The sequence below is a fragment of the Myxococcus sp. MH1 genome (assembly GCF_059738865.1).
This window is the reverse complement of the sequence record NZ_AP026947.1, coordinates 7393465-7412712: the sequence shown is the minus strand read 5'-3', so window position 1 is coordinate 7412712 and position 19248 is coordinate 7393465. Positions and strand designations below refer to the sequence as shown.

At 70.1% G+C, this 19248-nt stretch carries 20 protein-coding genes; 5 read left to right on the top strand and 15 right to left on the bottom strand.

The annotated features are described in order from the left end of the window. Positions 1–118 precede the first annotated feature (118 nt). From AC6JA9_RS28875 to groES, 6 genes are all read right to left on the bottom strand, one after another. Positions 119–1327 (bottom strand): hypothetical protein, encoded by a 1209-nt coding sequence (locus AC6JA9_RS28875; protein WP_223745706.1) that lies wholly within the window; start codon positions 1325–1327, stop codon positions 119–121. Positions 1328–1365: 38 nt separating this feature from the next. Then, complete coding sequence (locus tag AC6JA9_RS28870) at positions 1366–2751, bottom strand: FHA and sigma-54 interaction domain-containing protein (RefSeq protein WP_046718241.1); 1386 nt, start codon at positions 2749–2751, stop codon at positions 1366–1368. A gap of 602 nt (positions 2752–3353) precedes the next feature. Further along, positions 3354–3770, bottom strand: a complete 417-nt coding sequence (locus AC6JA9_RS28865) for a hypothetical protein (protein ID WP_497958151.1) — start codon at positions 3768–3770, stop codon at positions 3354–3356. 100 nt (positions 3771–3870) lie between these two features. Continuing rightward, positions 3871–4128 (bottom strand): glutaredoxin 3, encoded by a 258-nt coding sequence (gene grxC / locus AC6JA9_RS28860; RefSeq protein WP_141325484.1) that lies wholly within the window; start codon positions 4126–4128, stop codon positions 3871–3873. A gap of 148 nt (positions 4129–4276) precedes the next feature. Then, the gene (gene groL / locus AC6JA9_RS28855; RefSeq protein ID WP_223745709.1) at positions 4277–5920 is read right to left on the bottom strand and encodes a chaperonin GroEL; all 1644 of its coding nucleotides are present in this window, start codon (positions 5918–5920) and stop codon (positions 4277–4279) included. Between the two features lie 36 nt (positions 5921–5956). Beyond that, the gene (groES, locus tag AC6JA9_RS28850) at positions 5957–6247 is read right to left on the bottom strand and encodes a co-chaperone GroES (RefSeq protein WP_013941457.1); all 291 of its coding nucleotides are present in this window, start codon (positions 6245–6247) and stop codon (positions 5957–5959) included. A gap of 415 nt (positions 6248–6662) precedes the next feature. Here groES and AC6JA9_RS28845 point away from each other — a divergent pair, with 415 nt between their 5' ends. From AC6JA9_RS28845 to AC6JA9_RS28835, 3 genes are read left to right on the top strand one after another with little or no spacing between them, the layout of a single operon-like run. Beyond that, the gene (locus AC6JA9_RS28845) at positions 6663–7262 is read left to right on the top strand and encodes a hypothetical protein (protein WP_223745710.1); all 600 of its coding nucleotides are present in this window, start codon (positions 6663–6665) and stop codon (positions 7260–7262) included. 18 nt (positions 7263–7280) lie between these two features. Further along, on the top strand, positions 7281–7922 hold the full coding sequence (locus AC6JA9_RS28840) for a hypothetical protein (RefSeq protein ID WP_046714961.1): 642 nt from the start codon (positions 7281–7283) through the stop codon (positions 7920–7922). A 45-nt stretch (positions 7923–7967) separates the two neighbouring features. Then, positions 7968–8447: an NUDIX hydrolase gene (locus tag AC6JA9_RS28835; protein WP_223745711.1), complete on the top strand. Its 480-nt coding sequence runs from the start codon at positions 7968–7970 to the stop codon at positions 8445–8447. Positions 8448–8459: 12 nt separating this feature from the next. Here AC6JA9_RS28835 and rpoZ read toward each other — a convergent pair whose 3' ends face one another. From rpoZ to AC6JA9_RS28790, 9 genes are all read right to left on the bottom strand, one after another. After that, entirely contained in the window at positions 8460–8696 is a 237-nt protein-coding gene (rpoZ, locus tag AC6JA9_RS28830) for a DNA-directed RNA polymerase subunit omega (protein WP_141325494.1), read from the bottom strand. A gap of 120 nt (positions 8697–8816) precedes the next feature. After that, on the bottom strand, positions 8817–9167 hold the full coding sequence (locus AC6JA9_RS28825) for a DoxX family protein (RefSeq protein WP_141325495.1): 351 nt from the start codon (positions 9165–9167) through the stop codon (positions 8817–8819). After that, on the bottom strand, positions 9164–10801 hold the full coding sequence (gene pgm, locus AC6JA9_RS28820) for a phosphoglucomutase (alpha-D-glucose-1,6-bisphosphate-dependent) (RefSeq protein WP_141325497.1): 1638 nt from the start codon (positions 10799–10801) through the stop codon (positions 9164–9166). The genes AC6JA9_RS28825 and pgm overlap by 4 nt, the downstream gene beginning before the upstream one ends. A gap of 91 nt (positions 10802–10892) precedes the next feature. Next, positions 10893–12518, bottom strand: a complete 1626-nt coding sequence (locus tag AC6JA9_RS28815; RefSeq protein ID WP_223745712.1) for an AmpG family muropeptide MFS transporter — start codon at positions 12516–12518, stop codon at positions 10893–10895. A gap of 74 nt (positions 12519–12592) precedes the next feature. After that, entirely contained in the window at positions 12593–13555 is a 963-nt protein-coding gene (locus AC6JA9_RS28810) for a hypothetical protein (protein WP_223745713.1), read from the bottom strand. A gap of 11 nt (positions 13556–13566) precedes the next feature. Continuing rightward, positions 13567–15168, bottom strand: a complete 1602-nt coding sequence (locus AC6JA9_RS28805; protein ID WP_497958150.1) for a caspase family protein — start codon at positions 15166–15168, stop codon at positions 13567–13569. Then, on the bottom strand, positions 15165–15935 hold the full coding sequence (locus AC6JA9_RS28800; RefSeq protein WP_497958149.1) for an ACP synthase: 771 nt from the start codon (positions 15933–15935) through the stop codon (positions 15165–15167). The genes AC6JA9_RS28805 and AC6JA9_RS28800 overlap by 4 nt, the downstream gene beginning before the upstream one ends. Next, positions 15932–16474 (bottom strand): RNA polymerase sigma factor, encoded by a 543-nt coding sequence (locus AC6JA9_RS28795; protein ID WP_223745716.1) that lies wholly within the window; start codon positions 16472–16474, stop codon positions 15932–15934. Before AC6JA9_RS28795 ends, AC6JA9_RS28800 begins: the two co-directional genes overlap by 4 nt. Before the next feature lie 25 nt (positions 16475–16499). Next, on the bottom strand, positions 16500–17486 hold the full coding sequence (locus AC6JA9_RS28790) for a hypothetical protein (protein ID WP_223745717.1): 987 nt from the start codon (positions 17484–17486) through the stop codon (positions 16500–16502). Positions 17487–17732: 246 nt separating this feature from the next. On the opposite strand from AC6JA9_RS28790, the gene AC6JA9_RS28785 reads away from it, so the two are divergent. Both AC6JA9_RS28785 and AC6JA9_RS28780 read left to right on the top strand, forming a co-directional pair. Beyond that, the gene (locus tag AC6JA9_RS28785) at positions 17733–18557 is read left to right on the top strand and encodes a nucleotidyltransferase (protein WP_223745869.1); all 825 of its coding nucleotides are present in this window, start codon (positions 17733–17735) and stop codon (positions 18555–18557) included. Next, on the top strand, positions 18541–19245 hold the full coding sequence (locus AC6JA9_RS28780; RefSeq protein ID WP_046714952.1) for a metallophosphoesterase family protein: 705 nt from the start codon (positions 18541–18543) through the stop codon (positions 19243–19245). Before AC6JA9_RS28785 ends, AC6JA9_RS28780 begins: the two co-directional genes overlap by 17 nt. The last annotated feature ends 3 nt before the right edge of the window (positions 19246–19248 follow it).

Sequence of the window (19248 nt, the reverse complement as noted above, 5' to 3'; positions counted from 1 at the left end):
GGCCGGGGAGTCCTCCCGGCCTCCCTGCTGGCGGCGGCACACAGGCCAGGAACACGGAAGGCGCGGGCCCCGACTTTCGGGAACCCGCGCCTTCGTGCGTTTCAGGCGGTGCCTGGGGCTACTTCTTGTAGCTCTTCTTCGGGCAGGCCTTCTGGTCCGCCTCGACGCGGGCCTGGGCGGTGCTCAGGTCCTTCTGGGTGTTGGTGAGGGCCGTCTGGCTGGCCGTCTCCACCGGCGTCCAACCCTCGGCGTCGGTCGTCTTCAGCTCCTGCACCAGCGCCACGGAGGCCTGGTCCACGACCTGCTGGGCCTCCAGCGCCTTCACCCAGCCCTGCGCGGCCTCGACCAGGCTGTTGCACTTGCCGGACAGCTCGTCGAAGAGCTTGTAGTCCTTGGTCTTCTGGTACTTGGCCACCACGGCCTCGAAGGCCTCGGCCGCCGCGGCGCGGGCGCCGAACGCGATGGCCGCGTCCGCCGCGCGCTGGTTGCGCACGACCTCCAGCTGGAAGAAGCGCAGCTGCGGGGGCAGCGAGGACGTCGCCTCGGTGGCGTTGGAGTTGAAGTGCACGAAGCGGTGCGGGTAGGTGAGCTTGTCGGTGGACACCTTCGCGGGCACCGCGAGCACCTTCGTCTTGAGGCACGCGGCCAGCTGGTCACCCTCGGTGCTGCCGGAGGCGTCGAACGTCACCTCGGCCGTGGGCTGCCCCTTGACGAGCGTCACGTGCGACGTCAGCACGGGCGGCGTCGCGCCCTTGTAGCCCGCGTAGCAGTCACACCACTCCTGCTGGGCCAGGCGCACCGCGCCGGAGAAGTCCGAGCCGTCGTTCACTCCGAACTTCACCGACGCGCTGCTGCCGGTGTCGTGCTCGAAGGTCGCGGTGGACTCGACGGCCGCGGCGCCCTTGGCGAGCAGCTTCGGCTTGACGAGCTTGTCCACCACGCCCTGGATGCACTGCTGGCCGGTGGGGGTGAGGTTGTCACCGCTGATGGCGTGCGTGGCGCTCGTGTCCGTCACGGTGGTCTTCACCGTCACGACGGTCTTCTCGGCGGGGCCCCGGTTGCTGGGGCTCACCAGACACTCGAGCACCTCCGGACGGGTGGTGAGCATGGCGCCCACGAGCACGCCCTGGTTGGACGGGGGCAGGTCCAGCTCGCGCGGGAAGCAGCTGGCCACGTCGAAGGCGGGCTGGTTGCCGATGCGCACGCGCTCCTCGGTGCTCACGGGCTTGCCGCCATTGCCATTGGCCGCCGCATCCTCTGCGGGCTTCTGCTGACCGGCGCAAGCGGCGGTGAAGACGACGGAGGCTACGACGAGACGACGCAACATGCGGTTGTTCTCCCTGGGGTAGGACTGCGAGGGGGCACTCACTTCTCCAGGCCCTCGGCGTTCTTGAGGTCCTTGAGGCGAAGCCCATTCTTCTTGAGCAGGCGGTAGAGGCTCTGCATCGACAACCCGGTGCGCTGCTCGGCGGCCTTCATGTCGAAGCCCACCGTGCGCATCACCTCGGCGAAATACAAACGCTCGAAGTCGGCCAGCACCCGGTCCTTGGCCTCGTGGTACGGCATGCCGGTGACGAGCGTGGCCACCTGCGTGCTGGGCGGCTGCCCGTCCGGGCGGCGCGAGGGCTGGGCCAGGAAGTCCAGCCAGCTGGTGTTGCCCGTCTCCTCCATGAGCGCGCCGCGCTCGAGCACGTTGCGCAGCTCGCGCACGTTGCCCGGCCAGTCGTAGCCCTCGAAGAGCGCCAGCGTCTGGGGCGTGAGCGACACGCTGGCCCGCAGCGTCTGGGACAGGGCCTGCGCGAGCGACGGCAAATCCTCCCGGCGCGTGCGCAGGGGCGGCAGCCGCACGCGCGCCACGGCCAGGCGGAAGTAGAGGTCCGCGCGGAAGCGGCCCTGGCGCACGTCCTCCTCCAGGTTGCGGTGCGTGGAGGCGATGACGCGCACGTCCACCGGCACCGGCTGCCCGTCCAGCGACGGCACCTCGCGCGCGTCCAGCACGCGCAAGAGCTTGCCCTGCACCAGCAGCGGCAGCTCGCCCACCTCGTCCAGGAAGAGCGTGCCTCCGCGGGCGGCCTCGAAGACGCCTCGGGCCTCCTTGTCCTCCGGGTCGCTCGCGCGCAGGCCGCCGAACAGCTCGCGCTCCGCCTTCTCCTCGGAGATGAGGTTGCAGTCGACGACCTTGAAGGGGCCGTGACGCCGCGACGAGTGCTGGTGCACCGCCCTGGCCGCCAGCTCCTTGCCCGTGCCCGTCTCACCCTCGATGAGCAGGCTCATGTCCTCGCGCGCCACGCGGCGCAGCTCGGTGAAGACCCAGCGCATCTTCTCCGACGTGCCCACCAGCGCGCCGAAGGACTCCGCCCCGGCCAGCTCCACCTCCGTGGGCTTGGCGGCCACCTTCACCGCGAGCTTCGTCTTGCCCAGCTCCACCTTGTCGCCGCGCCCCAGGTACGCCTGGAGCACCTGCCGGCCGTCGAGGAAGGTGCCGTTGCGGCTGCCGGTGTCGCGCAGCAAGAGGCCCCGGGGCGTGCGCTCCACCTCCAGATGACGGCGGCTCACCGTGGTGTCGGTCAGCACCAGGTCGCTCGCGGGGTCCGAGCCCACGCGCACCAGGCCATCCTGGGTGGTCACCTTCTTTCCCTTGTCGGGGCCCGACACCACCTCCACGGTCCACTCGTGAATGGGGATGCGCGTCGTGCGGCCTTCGTCCTTGTCCGTCTGGGTGGTCTGGGTGACCTCGGGCCTGGGTTCCATCATGGGTCCTCTTTAGGTGCGAGGGGACCGGGCGGGCAAGCCCGACGCACCGTCTGCGCGCCCCCACTTCGCGGGGGCAACAAGAGTGGAAGATTCTTCCCGGAAGGCAGCTGTAAGCGCGCCTCCTGCGAGAAGGAAAACCCGGGCATCGCGGCCCGGGACAATGGGAAACGTCGAGGGGGGACGCTTCAGGGCGAGGGAGGGTTCCGCGCGCGTGTGCAGCGCGAGCGCGGCCTCGCGGGTGGGCTTCGGGAGGACGCGTCGAGGGGCGGCGCCTGGAGCCACAGACGCTCCAGTCAGGGGTCGGCGGTGAGTGTCCACCAGGACACGTTCACCACCGGTCGCGCGCCAGGACGCGTCGGGCTCACGGCGCGCGGCCTCGTCCAGCGCGTGCCCGGAAAGGCCTGCGGGAGGAGAGGTCTCGACGTCGTGGGTCCGAGGGCCCCGTCCGGAAGACACGGCACGGCCGGCGCGCCGCCACATGGGCAGGCGCGCCGACTCGCATCGTCCGGGGAGGGAAGGGCCGTTCCTGAAACTCACGGCCGGCATCCAATGCGAACGCCTCGCGCGAATCCAGTGCTCACGCGAGGCCGTGCTTCACTTCAGTACGTCGCCGGCGAGTCGCTGGCCGGGAAGGACTCCTTCGACAGCTCGTCGACGAGGTCGTCGGACGCGCTGCCTCCGGACTTCACGCCCGCATTCACGGGAGCGCCGGCTCGCGGCGTCTTGCTGGAAGCACTGGACTTGCTGGAGCCGGCCGCGCGCTTCTTGCCAGGCTCCGCGGCGGGCTTCTCCACGGACGAAAGGCGCGAGCCCAGCAGGTTCTTCGCCCGCTCGGCCAGGTGGCGCTGCTCGTCCTGCCAGTCGCGGAAGAACTGCGCCAGCTCCGGGTCGCCCGCCTGCTCGGCGTCGCGGATGAACTGCTCGGCCGTCGAGGCGCCCTTGAGCAGGTGGTACAGCGTGCTGATGACGTTGTCGTGCGCGTCCCGGGTCCCCGTCTGCCGCTCTTCACCTGCCATGTCCGCCTCCCGAGAAAGGGTGGTGTGCCATGGGGGAAAGCTAGCCACGGGGGCGGTGGGCGGCCCCAGGTGGGGCGCCCGCCCGCCTGCTCGCACCCGGTCAGGCTTGCAGCATGGGGTCCAGCTTGCCTTCCTTGTCGAGCTGGGCCAGGTCCGAGTAGCCGCCGACATGCGTGTCGCCGATGAAGATTTGCGGCACGGTGCGCTGGCCGCCGCTCATCTCCACGAGCCTGGCTCGCGTGTCGTCGTCTCCGGTGACGTCCAGCTCCTGGAAGTCAACGCCCTTGCGCTTGAGCAGGTCCTTCGCGCGGACGCAAAAGCCACAGTAGTTCGTGGTGTAGATCTTCACGGGCTTCACGGTGTCTCCTCCTTCATTCCCAAACCTAAGGGCGTGGCCTGCCCCGCGCCACCCGGGGCATGAAAGCACGACGGCCCCCGGCTCCCTGAAGAGGAACCGGAGGCCGTCTTCGACAGCAGTCACCCCGGCCGGAGCCGGGGTGGGGGCATCACATCCCCATGCCGCCCATGCCGCCCATGCCGCCCATGCCACCGGCGCCAGCGGGAGCGTCCTTCTCCTCCTTCGGGCGCTCGGCCACCATCGCCTCGGTGGTGAGCATCAGGGAGGCCACGGACGCGGAGTTCTGCAGCGCCGTGCGGCTCACCTTGGCCGGGTCGATGACGCCCGCGGCCAGCAGGTCCTCGTACGCGCCCGTCGCGGCGTTGAAGCCGAACGCGCCCGTGCCTTCCTTGACCTTGTTGACGATGACGCTGCCCTCGAGGCCGCCGTTGCCGACGATCTGGCGCAGGGGCTCCTCGACGGCGCGGCGGATGATGTCCACGCCGAACTTCTCGCCCTCGGCGAACGTCTGACCCTCCAGCGCCTTGAGGCACCGGATGTAGGCCACGCCGCCGCCGGGAACCACGCCCTCCTCGACGGCCGCGCGGGTCGCGTTGAGCGCGTCCTCCACGCGGGCCTTCTTCTCCTTCATCTCCGTCTCGGTGGCCGCGCCGACGTTGATGACGGCCACGCCGCCCACGAGCTTCGCCAGGCGCTCCTGGAGCTTCTCGCGGTCGTAGTCGCTGGTGGTCTCCTCGATCTGCGCGCGGATCTGCTTCACGCGCGCGTTGATCTCCTGCTCGCTGCCCGCGCCGTCGACGACGGTGGTGTTGTCCTTGTCGACGGTGATGCGCTTGGCGCGGCCCAGGTCCTTGAGCTCCAGGGTGTCCAGCTTGATGCCCAGGTCCTCGGCGATCATCCGGCCGCCCGTCAGGGTGGCGATGTCCTCGAGGATGGCCTTGCGGCGGTCGCCGAAGCCCGGCGCCTTCACCGCGCACACGTTCAGCACGCCGCGGATCTTGTTGACCACCAGCGTGGCCAGCGCCTCACCCTCGACCTCCTCGGCGATGATGAGCAGCGGCTTACCCGCGCGCGCCACCTGCTCCAGGATGGGGAGCAGGTCCTTCATGGAGGAGATCTTCTTCTCGTGGATGAGGATGAGCGCGTCGTTCAGCACCGCCTCCATCCGCTCCGGGTCCGTCACGAAGTACGGGGAGAGGTAGCCGCGGTCGAACTGCATGCCCTCGACCACGTCCAGCGTGGTCTCCAGGCCCTTGGCCTCCTCCACCGTGATGACGCCCTCCTTGCCGACCTTCTCCATCGCGTCCGCGATGATCTGGCCGATGGTGGCATCGCCGTTGGCGGAGATGGTGCCGACCTGGGCGATCTCCTTCTTGTCCTTCGTCGGCTTGGCCAGCTTCTTCAGCTCGCCCACGATGACCGACACGGCCTTGTCGATGCCGCGCTTGATGTCCATCGGGTTGTGGCCCGCGGCCACCAGCTTCGCGCCCTCGCGGAAGATGGCCTGCGCCAGCACGGTGGCCGTCGTGGTGCCGTCACCGGCCACGTCGGAGGTCTTGGACGCGACCTCCTTGACCATCTGCGCGCCCATGTTCTCGAACTTGTTCTCCAGTTCGATTTCCTTCGCCACCGTCACACCGTCCTTGGTGATGGTGGGCGAGCCGAAGCTCTTCTCGATGACGACGTTGCGGCCCTTGGGGCCCAGGGTCACCTTGACCGCGTCGGCCAGGATGTTGACGCCACGGAGGATGGCCTCGCGGGCGCGCACGTCGAAAAGCAGGTCCTTCGCCATGATGGGGATTCCTTGAGTGAAGGGGTGGGGGCGGGATTACTTCTCGATGACGCCGAGCACATCCTCCTCACGGAGGATGAGGTGCTCCTCGCCGTCGAGCTTGATCTCGGTCCCGGCGTACTTGCTGAAGAGGATGGTGTCGCCGGCCTTGATGTCCAGGGGACGCACCTTGCCGTCCTCCTGCACCTTGCCGTTGCCGACCGCGACGACCTTGCCCTCGAGGGGCTTCTCCTTCGCCGTGTCCGGGATGAAGAGGCCGCCCTTGGTCTTGTTCTCCTCGGCGACCCGCTTGACGATGAGCCGATCCTGCAGGGGACGAATCTTCATGGTCTGCTCCTTGATGGGGCGCCCTCCGTCCGGGGACTCCGGGCGGCTTGGGGCGCCGCTGGGGGTTGAAAAAGGGCCGTGACGACCCGCGGCATTAGCACTCCGACCTCGCGAGTGCTAACGCCTAGGCGCGGCGGATAATAACCAGGGAAGATGACCCGTCAAGCGACGCGGGACGCTCGGGCCGTGAGCTGCCAACTGCCCGGCATTGCTGTCTTTTTTCCCTCCCGTTGCGTCCGTGACAGGTAGAGCCCGCCCGCATGCCCGCACGGCTCGGATTGGCACTCGGACGTCACGAGTGCTAGCGCAAGTGCCTGGAATCATTGACGGGCGCTTTTGCGACGCGGAGGGTCGATTGCTACCGTTCCCTTATTCCCGCCGGCCACGCGGGCCGGGCGGGGGGAAGGGAGTGTCGATGAGTCAACTGGTGGCGTCCCTGTCGTTGAAGGAGTTCTTCAAATCGCTCCTGGACGAGGTCACCTCGCGGCAGCGGGTGATGCTGGAAGAGGTGACGGAGTTCTACCTGGTGAACCTGCTGGCGGAGTTCGCCAGCACCGACAACCTGTTCGACCGCCAGGAGGACGGCCGCCGCGCGCGGGAGCCCCTGGCGGTGCTCTACCACCAGGCCCTCCAGCAGGAGCGTGAGGCGCGCATCAAGACGCTGCGGCGGCTGGGCGACGTCTCGCTCTACACCGTGGGGTTCTTCTCCGGCGCGCTGCAGGGCGGGGTGGTGGGGCCCGACTACTACATCCAGATGGGCGGCACCGCGTACGGTCAGGTGGCGGACCTGTCGCCCCGTGCGGGCTTCGCGGGGGTGTACCGGGAGCTGCGCGACAAGTTCCGCGCGGTGGCGGAGGTCCTGGAGGAGATCGCCGCGCGGGGCATGGTGCAGGCGGGGCCCAGCGGGGCGCTCAAGGTCTACGAGACGTGGGCGCGCACGGGCAGCGACCGGCTGGAGCGGGTCCTGGTGGATGCGGGGATGATGCCGGCGCCCAAGGGCCAGCTCCCCAACTGACGCGAGGGAGGTCGCCACATGATTGGCCGCGTTCAGGACCACCTGGAGGCCATCTACGGCTTCACGTGCGAGGCACGGGCGGAGACCTTCGTGGTGGACACGGAGGCCGCCGCCCGGCTGGGCGCCACCGGGCGCAGCGACGAGGAGCTGCTGGTCCACGAAGCCGACGACGCGCTGGAGCTGGCGCTGTACCTGTCCCCGGCGCTCCTGGACCGGCTCAAGCCCTACGAGGCCGGGCCCCTGGGGTACGTGCTGGACGGGGACCTGGCCGGCTACTGCCAGGTGGCCGAGGGCGTCAGCCACTTCCTCTACATGGCCCACACCGCGGCGCACGGGCGCACGGTGTCGCTGCTGGAGCTGGAGGCCCAGGCGGAGGTGGACAAGTTCGCCGTGTGCCTCCTGCACCGCTGGGGCGAGGGCGTGGGGGCCTGGGCGCAGGAGCTGCTCACCCGGCTGTTCGACCGGGTGTCCTACCGCGACAGGCTGTCCTCCCAGGAGCGCTGGCGCTACGAGGAGGCCAACCGGCTGTCCCGGCGGTTCTGCTCGCGGATGATGACGCACGTGGCCGGACGGCGGCTGGAGCGGCTCCTGTCGGACCTGCGGTACGCCTACCGGCTGGGGGCGGAGGCGAAGCTGAGCCACTTCGCCCACGGAGGCTGAGTCCGGGCCCCCACGTCCCGCCGCCATCGGTTAGGGTAGGTGGGCATGCCACGCGAGGCGTCCGCAGGCGGGATTGTCATCCGGGAGAGTGACGGCACCTGGGAGGTGGTCGTCATCCGTCCGCATGGCCGTCCCCTGTGGGCGCTGCCCAAGGGGCACGTGGACCCGGGCGAGACGCCGGAGCAGACGGCGAGCCGCGAGGTGCACGAGGAGACGGGCCTCACCGCCGCGCTCATCGCGCCGCTGGGGGAGATCCGCTACGTCTACCAGTTCCGGGGTCAGCGCATCTTCAAGCGCGTCCACTTCTTCCTCTTCCGCTACCAGGAAGGCGCGCTGGGGCCGCTGCCGGGGCCGCGCGTGGAGGTGGACGAGGTGAGATGGGTGCCGGTGGGACAGCTGGTGCCCCTGCTCGGCTACAAGGGCGAGAAGGCCGTGGCCGCGCGCGCCGTGCGGTGGATGCGCGCCCAGGGCCTGTTGCCCGAGGCCCCTTCCCCGGCCGTGGGGCCCGAGGGGAAGGGAACCTAGAGGGACGGCGGACTACTTGGCGGTGTCGGCCGTGTACTTGCCGGACAGCGCCTCGCGCACGTCACGGTCGAACTTCACGCGGCCGGTGGCCACCTCGCGCAGCGACAGCACGGGGGGCTTGTTCTTGGACTGCTCGATGATGGGGCGGGCGCCGGCCATCAGCTGACGCGCGCGCTTCGCACCGAGCAGCACCAGCGCGAACCGGTTGTCGACGAGGGGGAGGCAGTCTTCGACTGTGACGCGAGCCATGGAACGTCCTTCGGAATTTCGGTGGGGCTACCTGAGAACACTGAAACCTAAAGAGCACCCCGGGGGGAGTCAAGGAAGGACGTACCCCCCGGGCCGCCGGGCGGACAGGCGCTTCGTGGATCAGGTGTACCACCAGGCCCAGAGGATGAGGACGCCCTGCAAGGGGAGCCTCGCCCAGAGGGCGGCCTTGGGAATCTTCCGGAAGCGCTCCGGCTCGCGCGCCATCTGGACGTTGGCGGGGAAGACGGCGATGAACAGCGCGATGAGCCCCCAGGCGGACACCACCCGGGTGGCGGGGATGAGCAGCCCCACCCCCAAGAGCACCTCCGCCACCCCGCTCCAGAAGACGAGCGGGCCGTGCCAGGGCAGGTACGGCGGCATCATCCGCACGTAGGCGCGCGGATGGACGAAGTGGTTGATGCCGCCGGCCACCATGAAGAGGGCCAGCACGTACATCAGGACGGTCTTCACGCTCCGGCGAAGGCCTGGGCGACGATGGCGCGGGCCTCCTCGAGGATGGCGTTCAGGTGGGCCTCGTCGCGGAAGCTCTCCGCGTAGATCTTGTACACGTCCTCGGTGCCCGAGGGCCGCGCGGCGAACCAGCCGTTCTGGGCCACGACCTTGAGTCCGCCGATGTCCGCGTCGTTGCCGGGCGCGCGGGTGAGGCGCTGGAGGATGGGCTCGCCGGCCAGACTCTGCGCCTTCACCGCGTCCGGGGAGAGCTTCTTGAGCACCGCCTTCTGCGCGGGCGTGGCCGCCTGGTCGATGCGCGCGTAGTAGGGCGTGCCGAAGCGCGCGGCCAGGTCCTGGTAGTGCTCGCCCGGGTCCTTGCCGGTGCGCGCCAATATCTCCACCGCGAGCAGGTCCAGCAGCATGCCGTCCTTGTCCGTGGTCCACACCGTGCCGTCGCGGCGCAGGAAGGACGCGCCCGCGCTCTCCTCGCCGCCGAAGCCCAGCGTGCCCGCGAGCAGCCCGTCCACGAACCACTTGAAGCCCACCGGCACCTCGACGACGCGGCGGTGGAGGCTTTGCGCCACCCGGTCGATGAGCCCGCTGGACACCAGCGTCTTGCCCACCGCGGTGCCGGCCTTCCAGCCGGGGCGGTTCTGGAACAGGTAGTGGATGGCCACCGCCAGGTAGTGGTTGGGGTTCATCAGTCCCAGCGAGCGCGTGACGATGCCGTGCCGGTCCGAGTCCGCGTCGTTGCCGAAGGCCAGGTCATACTGGTCCTTGAGCTTCACCAGGTTGGCCATGGCGTACGGCGACGAGCAGTCCATTCGAATCTTGCCGTCGTGGTCCACCGGCATGAACCGGAACGTCGGGTCCACGGTGGGGTTCACCACTGTCAGATTCAGCCCGTAGCGCGTGGCGATGGGCTCCCAGTACGCCACGTTGGAGCCGCCGAGCGGGTCCGCGCCAATCTTCAGCTTCGCGCCCTGGATGGCCTCCATGTCGACGACGGAGCCCAGGTCCTCGACGTACGGCGTGATGAAGTCGTGCGGCTTCACGGTGGGCGCCGTGCGCGCCCGCTCGTACGGCGTGCGCTGGACGCCGCGGTTGTCCTCGCCCAGCAGCGCGTTGGCGCGGCGCTCGATGAGCGCGGTGACGTTCGTGTCCGCGGGGCCGCCGTTGGGCGGGTTGTACTTGATGCCGCCGTCCTCGGGCGGGTTGTGGGACGGGGTGATGACGATGCCGTCGGCGAGCCCCGTGGTGCGCCCCTTGTTGAACGTGAGGATGGCGTGGGAGATGACCGGCGTGGGCGTGGCGCCGTCGGTGAAGCGCACCTGCACGCCGTTGGCGGCCAGCACCTCCAGCGCCGTCTGTTGCGCGGGGGCGGAGAGCGCGTGGGTGTCCATGCCCAGGTACAGCGGGCCGTCGATGCCCTGCTGCTGGCGGTACTCGCAGAGCGCCTGCGTCACCGCGACGATGTGCGCCTCGTTGAAGCTGGTGCGGGCCGACGAGCCACGGTGTCCCGAGGTGCCGAAGGCCACGCGCTGCTCGGGGACGCCCACGTCGGGCTTCTCCGCGTAGTAGCGCGCGCGCAGCTTCTCGGGGTCGATGAGGAGGTCTTCGGGCGGGAGCTTTCCGGCGAGAGGATGGGCCATGTCGGCCGCACCATAGGCGCGCGGCCCGACAGTTTGCTCGGCCTTCTCGACCCGCTGTCCTCGGGTGGACCGAGACCCGCCCGAAGTCCCGCTACGGGCTGGGCGCGCCGGAGGGGGAGGGGGGCGCCTCCTGCTCGGGCAGGTAGAAGGCCCCGGAGCGCGCGGCGAGCACGGCGGCGGTGAGCAGGCCCACCGTCAACCCGAAGACGATGATGCTCGCCAGCGTCACCCAGTCGGTGACACCCGCCGGCTGGAACAGCGCGCCGAAGGGCGTGGCGAAGTCGAAGCCCGCCTGGGGCGTCTTGCGCAGGTTCTGCACCGCGGTGAGCAGCGCCGTCGTCACCAGTCCCAGGCCCATGCCCACCACGGCCGCGAGCGCCGCGCTGCCCACCATCATCGGCCGGCTCACGGCGCGCGTGGTCGGGCGGCTCTGCACGTCGAAGTCCGGGTCCCTCACGCCCAGCGGCACGAAGCGCGCGAGCAGCAGCAGGCCGGGAATGCCGCCCACCATGGTGAACCAGAAGAAGGGCTCCCAGCCGATGGAGTACACGAGGAAGCCGGCGATGGGGCCCGCCACCACGCGCGGAATGGAGAACAGGCTGGAGAGCAGCGCGAACTGCGTGGCGGAGAAGCGCTTCTGCGTCAGCCGCATCAGCAGCACGGAGAAGGCGCCCGTGCCCAGGCCTTGCGTCACCTGCTCGAAGCCGATGGCGCTGTACATCAGCCACACGTTGGGCGCGCCCGCGCGGGCCACGAGCACGTAGCCGATGTTGGAGACAATCTGGATGACGCCGAACACCCACAGCGCGCGGCCAAGCCCCAGCACCGTCGTCCACGCGCCGCCCACCAGCGTGCCCAGGATGGTGCCGAACAGGCCAATCGTCCCGAGCGCCACGCCGCGGTGCAGGTCGCTGTAGCCCATGTCCACCAGGAACGGGCGCAAGAGCGTGCCGCCGAGGTTGTCGGCCAGCTTGTAGAGGAAGACGAAGGCGAGGATTTCGAGCGCGCGGTGCCGCGACAGGAAGCCCACGAACGGATACCAGACGGCGTCCTTGAGGGACTTGGGCGGGGTGAGCCGCTCCTCGGGCTCCGGCGCGAAGCGGGTGATGACGAGCATGGGCAGGTACAGCGTCGCCAGCCCGATGACCACCCACTTCCACGACACGCGGCCCGCGAGCGTGATGGCCGCCGACCCCGCGATGAACATGGCCGCGCGGTACAGCGCCACGCGCGCGCCCACCGCCACGCCCTGCTCCTCCTTGCGCAAGACCTCCACCGCGTACGCGTCGATGGCGATGTCCTGCGTCGCGGACGCGAAGGCCACCGCCATGGCCAGCGCGCCCACCACCCACGCGGCCTCGGGATGTTCTCCCAGCCCCGCGAGCGCCAGCGTCGTGGCGAACAGCGCCACCTGCGCCACCGCCATCCAGCCCCGCCGCCGTCCCCAGAAGGGCGGCACGTAGCGGTCCATCAGCGGCGACCAGATGAACTTGAAGGACCAGGGCGCCTGCGCCAGCGTGATGAGGCCCACCACGCGGATGTCCACGCCGATGCTGCGCAGCCAGTCCGGGATGGCGATCCACACCAGGCCCAGCGGCAGACCCGAGGAGAACGAGAGCAGGGTGACGGAGGCCGTCCGCCAGGACGCCATGGCCCGAGCCAGGCTGGCCCACGTCCCCGGTCGCTTCTCCCCACTCTTGCCGCCCTGCTCGCTCATAGGCGGCGGACTCTATACCAGCCGCGTGCGGGGCCCAGGCCGTCCCGCGCTCCTGCGCTCGGAGGGTTGGCCGGTCACCGGTCCAGCGCCGACAGGTCCGGGCAGGAGGCTCGCACGCCCTCCGTCGGATTGAAGATGTCCCAGGAGCGGGCGATGAACGTCACCTTGCCCTGGGCATCCCAGCACTCGGTGTACTTCGCGCCCGGGATGTCGCCCTTCAATATCTCCACCGCGCCCAGGCCCCGGCCGTCCGGCGCCCAGCGCGTGGTGAGCGCCATGTCCTCCTTCAACCCCCCGAGCACGAAGTCCGTCTGGGCCAGCTCGAAGGTCATCTCCGCCACGCCGCCCTCGCCCTCCCGGTACACGTAGCGCGAGGGCAGGGGCCGGGTGGTGTCCGCGAAGGTCCAGACCAGCTCCACCCGCGTGGGGAACGTCTGCGTCTGGTAGTGGATCTCCTGCCGGTCGATGACGTCCACGCCCAGGTACCCCTCCTCGCGCGAGCGCTTCAGGTCCAGGATGAGGCCGCCCGTCCCCCGGCGCACGCCGCCGGTCGCCTCGAAGTGGCCGGAGAGGAAGCTCCACCAGTCGCCCTCACCCTCGCCGACGTCGCGAAGCTGGAGGTGGTAGTCGAAGCGGCCCCCCTCACGCGTCATCACGAAGCGCGTGTCGAACTTCATGTCGTTCCTGCCCGGGAACGGCCCCCAGACCCGACGGTTGGGGCCGCGGGAGGTCGCCGGCTGGGTCCGGATGTTCTCGATGGCCTGCAGCATGTTGCCGACCGAGTCGTTGAAGTCGCGGCCCGTCTCGGACGTGTCGCCGACGATGCCGGAGACCTCTCCCAGCCTCCCCAGTCGCAGGGCGTGGACCTTGGACGCCACGCGCAGGGCCCGGGTCTTCGCCTGCTCCTGCCCGAGCACCTTCGCCATCAGGTCCTCGCGCCGGGGGATGGCGTTCTGGAACTCCAGGTCGTCGTTGGAGAAGTCGCCGCCGCACGCGGCCAGGGCCAGACACAGGCAGATGGGCGTCAGGTATCGCATCGAACGCTCCTTCATGGCCGGTAGGTGAGGAGCGCGCCCAGCTCCCAGAAGCCCAGGGAGCGTTGCTCGTCCACGGTGTAGAGCAGGTAGTGGAGCCGGGCACGCCCCGTCACGTGCAGGCGTCGCAAGGGCTGCCAGCGCAACCCCGCGACGAGCCCCGGCGAGAACATCGCGAACTTCTGGTCCGGATACGCGGCCTCCTCGAAGTCGCGCCGCATCACGAGGTACGCCATGCGCGCGCCGACGAAGGGGGTCACGCGTCCCTGGGGCCACTCGGACGCGAGCGTCGTGCCCAGGCTCGTCACCGAGTACCGGTACGCGGGGCCACTCAACGTGGGCAGGTCCAACAGCGCCTGCTTGCGCCCCAGCGCCACGTCCACGCCCCACACCCAGTCGCGTCGGAAGTAGTCGTGCAGCTGCGCCTCCGCGCCCAGCAGGCCCACCGAGAGGAACAGCGACTGGCGCGTGGGCGCGTCGAAGTAGGACTGCACCGCGCCGGACAGGCCCAGCGTCCACCACGCGCCACCGTCCAGGCTCACGCCCTTCACCGGGTCGTCGGAGAAGGGCGCGTCCCTCAAGCGCGACTCCTCCAGCACCACGGGCTGTCCGCGCGACACCTGCACCTCGCCGATGCGCAGCTTGTCCGGGAGCCGGCGCTTCACGCGGTACGTGCCGGGCGCCAGGGCCACGCGGCGCTCCACGCCGTCCGTCTTGTCCAGCTCCGCCACCACCAGCCCGGCCGGGTCCACGAAGTAGTACATGCCCGGAGGCGCCACCCGCGGCACCACCAGCCCGTCGCCACCCGCGCGCAGGTCCGTGAGCACCAGGTCCCCGTTGCCCGCCAGGTCGTAGCTGAACGTGGGGTGCTGCGCGCCGCCGCTGCTCGCCGCGGTGTCCGCCACCGTGCGCGCGTACGCATGCGAGTACGCCTCGAACAGCGTCACCCGCCCATCACCGCTGCGGTCCGCGTCGCCCAACAGGCCGCTCGCCAGGTGGTGCGAGAAATAGCTGCCGCCCAGCGCGTCCGACTCCTGCGAGTCCTCGTCCGCCGCGCTCGAGGTGAGGATGACCAGGCCCCGCGCGTCGCGCGACGCGCCGGACTCGATCTCGAAGGCCGGGGCCCGCCGCGCGCCCTTGGTGCGCGTCATCGCGCCGGAGCGGCACGAGTCGAGAATCGCGATGCGGATGTCCGCGGGCGCGCTCGACAGCCGGCGCTTCAAGTCATCGAAGCCCAGGCGCGTGTTGCCCAGCCGCAGCGTGCCGTCCTTCGCGTGGCCGGAGTAGTAGACGAGCAGCGCCGTGCGCTCGCCCCGCTCCTGGGCGGCCTTCGCGCGCGCCTCCAGGTCCGTGAGCGCCGCGAGGAAGTCCTTCGACGTCTCGTTGAGCAGGAGCTTCGCGTCGCCGGGAGCCACGCCGCCCAGCCGCGCCAGCAGCCCGTGCATCTTGCGCGCGTCGTCGCGGGCGAAGCGCAGGGGCCGCGTCTCGTCGCCGCCCTCGTCGTTGCCGGCAATCAGCGCGAAGCGGCGCAGGCTGTCCGCGTGCGCCGCCGAGGCCACGGTGAGCGCGAGCACCAGGCCCAGGGCCCGCCCGAATGGGAAGAGGGGTGGGCTCATGGCTTGAGCAGCACCCAGTGCGTCTGCGCGCCCTTCAAGTCCAGCGGCGCCATCCGCTCCACCTCGCCGCCCGCCGCCGCGAACGCGCGCCGCGTCGCCTCCACCAGCGACTCCACCGCGAAGGGCTCGTCACCCAGCACCAGCACCACGCGCTCGACGCCCGAGCCGGTGAACTCCCAGCTCCCCTCCAGCCAGTGCACCTCCGCGCCGGGCTCCACCGCCACGCTGGCGCCGGACTCCGGATGCAGCGCCGTCACCTCGCCGATGGCATCCACGGACACGGCGGCCATGTACCGGTGCGCGCCCGCCTTGTAGCCCAGCATCACCCGCTCGCCGGGCTCCAGCGCCTCGGGCCTGTCCGGCCGTGCCTCGCGCTGCGGGCCCGTGCCGCCGCCGATGCGCAGCTCCGCTGCGTCGCCGCCACCCTTGCGCCGGTTCCACTCCGGGCCTTGTTCCAGCAGCGGCTTCGCGAGCACCACCACCAGCAGCGACGCGGCCAGGGCCACCGTCGCGGGCACCCAGCGCCGGGGGGGAGGGCGCGGGGCCCGCTGTTGTTGCTGGCGCTCCAGGGCGCGCTCGACGCCCGCCTCGAAGCGCTCGAAGGGGTGCTCCGCCTCGAAGCGCGCCTGGTGCTCCTCGAGTCCCTTCAGCACGGCGCCGCAGGTGACGCAGCCGGCCGCGTGGGCCCGGACGCGATGGGCCTCGGGGGAGGCCAGCTCGCCGGCCCTCAGGCGCCGCAGTGTCCACTCCGACTCGTGCGCGCTCATCGAACCCTCAGCTCCTCTCCGCCCAGCTCGGCGAAGCGCTCCAGCCGCTTGCGGATGGTGGGCACCGAGCGCCCCAGCATCGCGGCCACCTCTTCCAAGGTCATCCCGTCCACGTGGTAGTGGACCACCGCCGCCTGCGTCTCCTCATCCACCTTCGACAGCAGCCGGCGCACCAGGTCCCGCGTCTCCAGCTCACCGTCCCCGCCGTGTCCCTCCGAGCGCGCGGCGGCGTCGCGCTCGAACCACTGCCTCCAGCCCGCGCGCTCCGAGCGCAGCTGGTTGAGGCAGTGGTGGGTGGCGATCTTCATCAACCACGTCAGCGGCGAGGCGTCCGCGCGGAAGTCCTCCGCGTGGGCCAGGGCGCGCGCGAAGACGTCATGCATCGCGTCCTCCGCCTTCGCCGCGTCCTTCAACAGATAGCGGCAGCGTCCCATCACGCTGCCGCCGTACCGCGTGTACAGCTCGCGCAGGAAGTCACGCCGGTCCGGGAGGGGACCGCCTTGGATGACCCGGAGGGCCGGCTGGCGCGGAGCTGTCACGCACCCCAGACTAGCGCGAGCCGCCTCACAACGAGGAGTAGACCGCGGTGCTGAACCCGCCACAGGCGCTCACCGCCCCGTAGCCGATGACCGGGTTGTAGCTGGCCGCGTAGTAGGTGCTCATGTGCCCCGGGTCCCAGCACTCGTTGACGGTGGCCTCGCCGAAGAGGTCCCCGCCCGACAGCTTGATGTCCGAGCGGCCAGACCCGTCGCGCTCCCAGCGGCTCTTGATGGCCAGCCGCTCCAGCTTCGCGCGCGTCGGGTCCGCGTCGATGTCCTGCTGCGACACGAAGTCCAGCTCACCGCCGGAGCCCGGGGCCTGCTTGAAGCGATACTTCGCGCTCGTCACCAGGTCGCCCGTGTTGGTGTAGTCGAAGTCCGCCTCCACCGACGCCGTCGCGTTCGGCCCGGTGCGCGAGTAGCGGACCTCCAGCGTGGCCAGGGGCTGCTCGCCCGCCTCGTTGCCGGGCAGCGCGCGCTCCTTCTCGAAGTCGATGAGGAACTGGCCGGAGCCGTAGCCCGACAGCCGCTCGCCATCCCCATCCACGCCCGCCGTGTGCGAGCCGGACAGCACCGTCTTGAAGCCCGAGTCCGGCTCCAGCCGGCCCTTGGCATCCAGCACCCACGAGTACGTGTCGCCTCCGGTGTGCTTGACGGTCAGCTTCCACGTGAGGGGGTCCAGGGGGCCGGTGTGCGGGCCCCACACGGCGATGTCCCCGTCGATGGAGGAGGGCGGGTGCTTGACGATCTCCGCCACCAGCCCGAGCACGCTCAGCGTGGCGGCGTTGATGCTCACGGCGGCGGTGGCGGTGAGGAGGTAGTTCCCCGACAGCTGACCTTCGCCGTAGTACGCGGACGTCTTGCCCTGCCCGTCGCCCGTCGGTCCCGGCGACGACACCTCCACCATCTGCTTGGAGGGCACTCCCTGGCGGAACGACTCCACGTCCTGCTTCTTGTCGGAGTCACAACCCACCAGCATCAGGGCGGCACACAGCAGGCTCTTGCGCAGCATGGTCCTTCTTCCTTCCTGTTCGGATGGCCCCCGGCGGGCCGTGCGGCAGCGTGTTCGCTCCTATGGACACAGCCCCGTCGGAAAACAGAAAAGGCGTCCGGCTGACCTTGAAAGCCTCCGTGATTCCAGGGGGTTGAAGGCCGCCTGGCTGCTCCTCGGGCGACTTCGGGCGGCTTTCGGACGATGGAAATGCAGCGTCCCTACCTTTCGCCCATGGAAAAACGACACCCCAACCATCCTGGCGAGATGGGCACCGACGCGGCGTTGGCCGAGCGCGAGCGCACCTCGGACGAGCTCAACGCGCGAGCGCGGGCCGTGGGGCTGCTGCGTGAGGCGGGGGTGCCCTTCGTGGTGGGCGGCGCGTATGCATACGCCACCTACACCGGCATCTATCGTGACACGAAGGACCTGGACCTGTTCCCCCGCAAGGCGGACGCGGCGCGTGCGCTGGAGGTCCTGGGGAAGGACGGCTGGCGCACCGAGCGCACCGACGAGGTGTGGCTCTACAAGGCCTTCAAGGGGGAGTACTTCGTCGACTTCATCTTCTCGTCCGGCAACGGTGTGGCGGTGGTGGACGACGGGTGGTTCGAGCACGCGCGGACCTCCACCATCTTCGGACACGAGTGCCTGGTCGCGCCCGCCGAGGAGATGATCTGGTCCAAGGCGTTCGTCGCCGAGCGCGAGCGCTTCGACGGCGCGGACGTCAACCACCTCATCCTCAAGGCGGGCAAGCAGATGGACTGGGAGCGGCTGATGCGCCGCTTCGACCGGTACTGGGAGGTGCTGCTCAGCCACCTCATGATGTTCCGCTTCGCCTATCCCTCCGAGCGGGACCTCATCCCCGACTGGGTGATGGCGGAGCTGATGCGGCGCACGCTGGACAGCATGCGCGACGGCGGCTGGGAGCAGAAGCTGTGTCGGGGCAACCTCGTCTCCAAGGTGAACTACCACGTGGACATCCACCACTGGGGGTTCGGGGACGGGCGGGCCTGGGACGAGAGCGAACGACGACTGGGGGGCGAGCGTGGCGAGGGATCCGAGCTCGAAGGTTCGATTGGCGGCGGTCGGTGACCTTCACTGTCGTGAGGACCAGCACGGCCGGTTCCGGCACCTCGTCAAGCAGGTGAACGCGACGGCGGACCTGCTGGTGCTGTGCGGGGACCTCACGGACCGCGGCATGGTGGAGGAGGGCAAGGTGCTCGCCGAGGACCTCTCGGCGCTGCGCGTGCCGTGCGCGGCGGTGCTCGGCAACCACGACTACGAGCAGGGCCACGTGAAGGACATCTGCGCGGAGCTGGCCAAGGCCGGTGTGCACATCCTCGACGGGGACCACTACATCTTCGAGAAGGTGCTCGGCGTGGCCGGGGTGAAGGGCTTCGGCGGCGGCTACGGCAACGCGACGCTGCAGGCCTTCGGTGAGGGGCAGACCAAGGCCTTCGTGCAGGAGGCGGTGACGGAGTCGCTCAAGCTGGAGGCGGCGCTGAGCCACCTGGACACGCCACGCAAGGTCATCATCATGCACTACGCCCCGATTCCGGAGACGCTGGAGGGGGAGAACATCGAGATCCGCCCCTTCCTGGGCACCAGCCGTCTGGCGATGCCCATCGACCACTACGGCGCGGAGGCGGTCTTCCACGGACACGCGCACCACGGCTCGCTGCAGGGGAAGACCAAGAGCGGCATCCCCGTCTTCAACGTCGCCATGCCCCTGCTCACGAAGCACACGCCGGACCAGCGCTACGTGCTGCTGGAGGTGTAGCGC

Bases quoted from the DNA above. Each gene is read 5' to 3' on its own strand.
- AC6JA9_RS28840 (WP_046714961.1), top strand. From the start codon at position 7,281: ATGATTGGCCGCGTTCAGGACCACCTGGAGGCCATCTACGGCTTCACG.
- AC6JA9_RS28875 (WP_223745706.1), bottom strand. From the start codon at position 1,327: ATGTTGCGTCGTCTCGTCGTAGCCTCCGTCGTCTTCACCGCCGCTTGC.
- AC6JA9_RS28785 (WP_223745869.1), top strand. From the start codon at position 17,733: ATGGGCACCGACGCGGCGTTGGCCGAGCGCGAGCGCACCTCGGACGAG.
- AC6JA9_RS28800 (WP_497958149.1), bottom strand. From the start codon at position 15,935: ATGAGCGCGCACGAGTCGGAGTGGACACTGCGGCGCCTGAGGGCCGGC.
- groES (WP_013941457.1), bottom strand. From the start codon at position 6,247: ATGAAGATTCGTCCCCTGCAGGATCGGCTCATCGTCAAGCGGGTCGCC.
- AC6JA9_RS28805 (WP_497958150.1), bottom strand. From the start codon at position 15,168: ATGAGCCCACCCCTCTTCCCATTCGGGCGGGCCCTGGGCCTGGTGCTC.
- rpoZ (WP_141325494.1), bottom strand. From the start codon at position 8,696: ATGGCTCGCGTCACAGTCGAAGACTGCCTCCCCCTCGTCGACAACCGG.
- AC6JA9_RS28790 (WP_223745717.1), bottom strand. From the start codon at position 17,486: ATGCTGCGCAAGAGCCTGCTGTGTGCCGCCCTGATGCTGGTGGGTTGT.
- AC6JA9_RS28845 (WP_223745710.1), top strand. From the start codon at position 6,663: ATGAGTCAACTGGTGGCGTCCCTGTCGTTGAAGGAGTTCTTCAAATCG.
- pgm (WP_141325497.1), bottom strand. From the start codon at position 10,801: ATGGCCCATCCTCTCGCCGGAAAGCTCCCGCCCGAAGACCTCCTCATC.
- AC6JA9_RS28870 (WP_046718241.1), bottom strand. From the start codon at position 2,751: ATGGAACCCAGGCCCGAGGTCACCCAGACCACCCAGACGGACAAGGAC.
- AC6JA9_RS28835 (WP_223745711.1), top strand. From the start codon at position 7,968: ATGCCACGCGAGGCGTCCGCAGGCGGGATTGTCATCCGGGAGAGTGAC.
- AC6JA9_RS28815 (WP_223745712.1), bottom strand. From the start codon at position 12,518: ATGAGCGAGCAGGGCGGCAAGAGTGGGGAGAAGCGACCGGGGACGTGG.
- AC6JA9_RS28810 (WP_223745713.1), bottom strand. From the start codon at position 13,555: ATGCGATACCTGACGCCCATCTGCCTGTGTCTGGCCCTGGCCGCGTGC.
- AC6JA9_RS28865 (WP_497958151.1), bottom strand. From the start codon at position 3,770: ATGGCAGGTGAAGAGCGGCAGACGGGGACCCGGGACGCGCACGACAAC.
- groL (WP_223745709.1), bottom strand. From the start codon at position 5,920: ATGGCGAAGGACCTGCTTTTCGACGTGCGCGCCCGCGAGGCCATCCTC.